This window comes from Acidisoma sp. 7E03, assembly GCF_054665075.1.
This window is the reverse complement of record NZ_BAAFHE010000038.1, coordinates 1-4973: the sequence shown is the minus strand read 5'-3', so window position 1 is coordinate 4973 and position 4973 is coordinate 1. Positions and strand designations below refer to the sequence as shown.

Genomic DNA, 4973 nt, shown 5'->3' with positions numbered 1-4973 from the left:
GGGCTGGTGACGGAGAGCCCGGCCGGCGCCCTCGATCTCTGATGCAGTACCGCACGCCTTGGGAGGTCGATCCGCCGCCCGAGGAGGGGACGACGTCGGTGCCGGAGCCTCTCCCGACCCCTGTGAAACGGCGGGGCCGGCGTCCGGCGGCTCCGGTCGTCAAGGATCTGGATCGTCGGGCAGGGCAGGGGACCTGGCTCTATCACCATCTGACGATCACCGGCCCGGCCGAGCGGGTGGCGGATTTCGCCGACGCCGCGCGGGGGCCGGGCATCGTGCCCTGGCGGCTCGACGGTGGCCGCATCGAAGAGGACGTCTTCCACCTCGCGGTCTCCCAACCGAAAGCCACCCGCTCTCTGAGCCTCGAGGGCTGCCGCATCCTCGCGCGCCAGTTCCGCGAGCGGGCGGAGGCACGGGCCGCCCGGGCAGCGGCCCTCGTCGCCCAGAGCCAGATCGAACCGGCAGAGGGCCATGCGGGGGGCGGTGGAGTCTATCCGGGCGACGCGCAAGCCGCGAAGGCTTCTGCAGAGCCCGCCTCTGCCGCCCCCGCCCATGCGGGCCGCGCCCATGCCGGCCGCGCCTGTGCAGGTCGCGCCTGTCCGTTCGATCTGCATCGGCTGCTGCCGGTGCCGCCGGAGGTCCTGGCGCATGAACCGACCCATCCGCGGGCCCAGGCCTGGCTCCGCCGGCACTGGGGTTTGAGCGAGACGCCGCGCCATGTCGTGCTGCGGCCGGATGCGCGGCCAGGCCGGCGGCTGCCTGCCGGGCATACGGTGCTGGGCTATGGCTTCTTCACCGGTGGCGAGACGCCGCATGAAGCGATCACGCGGATCGCGGCCGCCTGGCCCGATCTGCGCTTCCAGCTGTAGCGGCGGCCGTGACGATCCCGGACGGGGAGGGGAGGGGGCTGGATCCGCCCGGCGGGGTGATGGTGGATGCACCAGGCTCCGGCGTGTCGCGACCGACGATGGTCGAGCCGCTTGCCGCTCCGGCGGATGGTCCTCTTCTCGACGGCGCGATGTCCGAGCAGGAGGGCGATCGGGTAGGTGGGGCCGCGTTTGCAACGCCACCGCTGGCGGCCCGGCGGCAGGATGCTCCGCAGGAGGACGCGCGGGCCGTCGATCCGATCCACAGTGCAACAGACGACTGGGAGGATGATGCCGCCTGGGAAGCCGGTGGACGTCGGGTTCCGGCGCCGGCGGTGCCGGTGCTGCATCTCGACGGCTTCGACGGGCCGATGGACCTGCTGCTCGATCTCGTCGAGCGGCAGCGCATTGATCTTGGTCGCCTGTCGATCGTCACCTTGGTCGAGCAGTTCCTCGCGGCCGTCGACGCCCTGCGGGACCGGGTAGCGCTCGAGCGCCGGGCCGACTGGCTGGTCATGGCGACCCGCCTCGTGCTGCTCCGCTCCCGTCTCCTCTGCCCCGAAAGCCCCGAGGCCGCCCAGGCCGCGGAGCGCGATGCCGCGGCGGAGCTTCGCCGGCTCGACGATCTCGTGGCGATGCGGGCCGCCGCCCGCTGGCTTGGCGCGCGGCCGATTCTCGGCGAGGTGGTCTTCGCCCGCGGGGTGCCGGAGCCCACGGGCCTGCAGCTGGGCACCGAGCATACCGTTGATGTCATCGGCTTCCTTTGGGCCTGTCTCGACCTCTTCGACGACGACGCCGCCGGCCCAGAGACGGCCGTCCAGTATCGCCCGGTCTGGGAGGCGCTCCATTCCGTCGCCGAGGCGCGGGAGCGGATTTTGAGAATTTTACACGAGGTCGGGGAGGGGATGGGCGAGCCTCTGACACTGGATCGCTTCCTGCCGGCGGCGGCGAACGAGACCGATGAGGAGGGTACGCTCGTGCAGGGGCCGCTGCTTCGCGCCTCTGCCTGGGTCACCACCTTCAGTGCCAGCCTCGAGCTCGCCAAGCAGGGCGACGTGGTGCTGGAGCAGGAGGGGGCTTTCGAAGCGGTCTCCGTGGCAATCCCACCAGCAGGTTGAACCAGCTTCGCTGTAGAGCGCTAGGCCGCAATCTCGACAGATCCAGCGGATGACGGCTATCCGGTGGTGAGCGCCACTATGGGCGGCGCGTAACGGTGGAACGGCTGAGGTGCCTGTGCCTGACTTTGTGATACGGCCCTTAGATCGGACGGACGCCGCTGAATATCGACTCCTTCGCCTGGATGCCCTGGAGCTCTATCCCGCCTCTTTTGCAACGTCTCGTGCCGAATGGGCGAGGATCTCGCTCAAGGAAATAGAGGATATCTTGTCGCCGCCAGGTGGAAGTGTCGTCCTTGGAGCTTTCCATCAGGAACGAAGCCTCGGGAATGTTCTGATCGGAATAGCCGGGCTCCAGCGCAACACGCGGGAGAAATATCGCCACAAGGCGATGGTCTGGGGGATGTATGTCGATCCCGAGTGGCGAGGGCAGGGAATTGCGCGCTCCTTGTTGGAGCGCTTGATCGGTTATGCACGAGCGCAGGGGGAGCTGCGGCAGGTCATTCTGACTGTCACGGAGGGGAACGCAGCTGCACAGGCCCTCTATGAGCAGCTGGGCTTTCGGGTCTACGGGGTGGAACCGAACGCGATTGATCCCGGCGATGGCTCTTACCGGAATGAGATCTTCATGGTGCTCGACCTGCGAGGCACGTGAGTGCCCATCGGGTCGCATCCCCAACAGGGTCAGGAAAGAGTTAGGCTGCGGATGTAACCTTGCGGGGACGACCGCCTCTGCGGCCATTCTTTTGCGCGCTACTCCGCTTTGCTTCCGAAGTCGCCTGACCGCCACGGCTGGCGAAAATGGCGGCAACAGTCCGCGTCGGCAGCATCGCCGGCAGAACCGACGTTATTAGACCGTCCACGCTGATGTGGATGTCCCGGCTCTCCAACTCGATCGCCGACCCGTCGGGCCAGATCTCCAGCCGCCCTAGCTCGGCAACTGGCACATCCTGCAGCGCACCGATCCAGGCCCGGGGGATCAAGAATCCCGCATGATGGATTGTCACAACTTCAATCGCGTCCCGGTCGGCCACATAGCGGACAGCCTGTGCTCGGACTTCGGTTGCGGTCTCGCTCCTACCAGCGGCGAGGGCGGCCGCGAACTCTGCGTCAATCACTTGTTGCTTGGTCATCGCCGGGGGCTCACATCCAATGTCGCGCCATCTCGCAACGTTATATGGAGCTGCTCCTGTTCCGGATTGTAGACCGCCTCAGCAATCGGTCTTGCATTCGCCATAGCCTCGCCCACAATCTCGATAACTCCGGGTGCTGGAACCGATAGCCACTGATTGGCAAGACACGTCCTTTGTTGTGTTTCCCACCAACTTCGCCGGCAGGCAGCTCCTCGCACCAGGCGAAGAAATGACGGCAGGCGCGGAGATAGGCCTGGCGTGTGTTCGGGTTCCGGATATTGGCGGTTAAGAAGTCGATGAGTCACCAGCCGGCGGTCAGTTAGGGCTGGGACCCATAAAAAGGATTCACAGCGCCGAACTGGCGTGATTCAAGGTTTCCGGAAGGAGACCTCATTTGGACGACGGATATTTTTGGCTGACGAAAGAGCAATTCGCTCGGCTCAAGCCGCATCTGCCGCGTGATACGCGGGGTAAGCCCCGGGTGGATGATCGCAGGGTCATCAGAGGCATTGTGCATGTGCTGATATCGGGTTGCCGTTGGAAAGATGCGCCTACGGTCTACGGCCCCCGGAAGACGCTCTACAACCGTTTCCAGCGATGGGCAGCCAAAGGCGTGTGGACGAGCCTCTTCTACGCTCTGGCAACTGCTGGAGGACCACCCGCCGAGGTGCTCATCGACTCGTCTGCAGTGAAGGCGCACCGATGTGCCTCTGGCGGAAAACGTATGGCCCGCCCCGTCGGCAAGTGGTTTTGGTCATCCGGCTTGATCTGTCTGCACAAACGTATCCGGCCTTCCGGCAAGCCGTTGGCCAAGATGGAGAGCCGCGCGTCCTGGTCCTCATAAGGGGGCCGGCATCGAGTGCCATTTTTGCTGGCGTCCACGGGAGTGGTGGAAATTCACGCCCGATAGAGCGGCCATGAAGGCGGCGGGGTAGGCAGGGAATCTGGGGTGGCCACCAGGGGAGTTTCGGTCAAGCTTGAGCTTGCGAAGGACCAACCCCGACCGGGAGCCCCCGATGACCGAAGAGACCATGCGCCTGATTGAAGTAGTGCAGAAGAGCGACGACGGCGATTTTTTGAAGATGATCGCAGAGACGGCGCTGCAGCGGATCATGGATGCGGACGTGGACAACATGATCGGTGCCGCGCGTCATGAGAGAAGCCCCGAGCGGCTGACCTACCGGAATGGCTACCGGGAGCGGAGCCTGGAGACGCGCCTGGGAACCCTGGATCTGAAGGTGCCCAAGCTCCGGGCGGGGCCCGCCTACTTCCCGCCTTTCCTGGAGCCGCGGCGGACGGTGGAGAAGGCACTGACGGCCATCGTCCAGGAGGCCTGGATTTCGGGCGTGTCGACGCGACGGGTCGAGGATCTGGTCCAGGCGATGGGCATGAGCGGGATCTCGAAGAGCCAGGTTTCCAAGCTTTGTAAGGAGATAGACGATCGTGTCGGGTCCTTTTTGGACCGCCCTCTGGAAGGGGAATGGCCATACCTCTGGCTCGATGCGACCTATCTGAAGCAGCGGGAGGGCGGCCGGATCATATCCGTCGCGGTGATAATCGCCGTGGCCGCGAGCACCGACGGCCGCCGGGAGATCATCGGCATGAAGGTCGGCCTCTCGGAAGCGGCGCCCTTCTGGATCGACTTCCTCCGCTCGCTGACCCGGCGGGGGTTGAAGGGGGTCAAGCTGGTCATCTCCGACGCCCATGAGGGGCTGAAGAAGGCCATCCAGCAGGTTCTGGGGGCCACCTGGCAAAGATGCAGGGTGGGGCTGTTGAAAATGTGGCCCCGGAGCGGGCCGCGATAGCTCATCCGCCGACAAAGGTCAGGCAACGGATCACGCGTTGCCCTGGCGATCCAT

4 protein-coding genes and 2 pseudogenes are annotated in these 4973 nt (G+C 65.5%); 5 read left to right on the top strand and 1 reads right to left on the bottom strand.

Going from position 1 to position 4973, the window contains the following annotated elements; genetic code table 11:
- From ACYQ6W_RS22455 to ACYQ6W_RS22445, 3 genes are all read left to right on the top strand, one after another.
- Positions 1 to 869, top strand: an 869-nt coding sequence (locus ACYQ6W_RS22455; RefSeq protein WP_459678489.1) for a hypothetical protein, incomplete at its 5' end; no start/stop codon positions are given.
- A gap of 8 nt (positions 870 to 877) precedes the next feature.
- Positions 878 to 1984 carry a segregation and condensation protein A gene (locus ACYQ6W_RS22450; protein WP_459678486.1) on the top strand — a complete coding sequence of 369 codons (1107 nt, stop codon included), beginning with the start codon at positions 878 to 880 and terminating at the stop codon, positions 1982 to 1984.
- Positions 1985 to 2093: 109 nt separating this feature from the next.
- Positions 2094 to 2636, top strand: a complete 543-nt coding sequence (locus ACYQ6W_RS22445; RefSeq protein ID WP_459678485.1) for an N-acetyltransferase family protein — start codon at positions 2094 to 2096, stop codon at positions 2634 to 2636.
- Positions 2637 to 2676: 40 nt separating this feature from the next.
- On the opposite strand, the gene ACYQ6W_RS22440 is transcribed toward ACYQ6W_RS22445, so the two are convergent.
- Positions 2677 to 3114, bottom strand: a complete 438-nt coding sequence (locus ACYQ6W_RS22440; protein ID WP_459678483.1) for a DUF2442 domain-containing protein — start codon at positions 3112 to 3114, stop codon at positions 2677 to 2679.
- A gap of 394 nt (positions 3115 to 3508) precedes the next feature.
- Between ACYQ6W_RS22440 and ACYQ6W_RS22435 the strand changes: the two are divergent.
- Positions 3509 to 3835, top strand: a pseudogene (locus ACYQ6W_RS22435) (transposase); the annotation flags it as partial.
- Between the two features lie 295 nt (positions 3836 to 4130).
- A pseudogene (locus ACYQ6W_RS22430) lies at positions 4131 to 4892 on the top strand (IS256 family transposase); the annotation flags it as partial.
- Between the last annotated feature and the right edge of the window lie 81 nt (positions 4893 to 4973).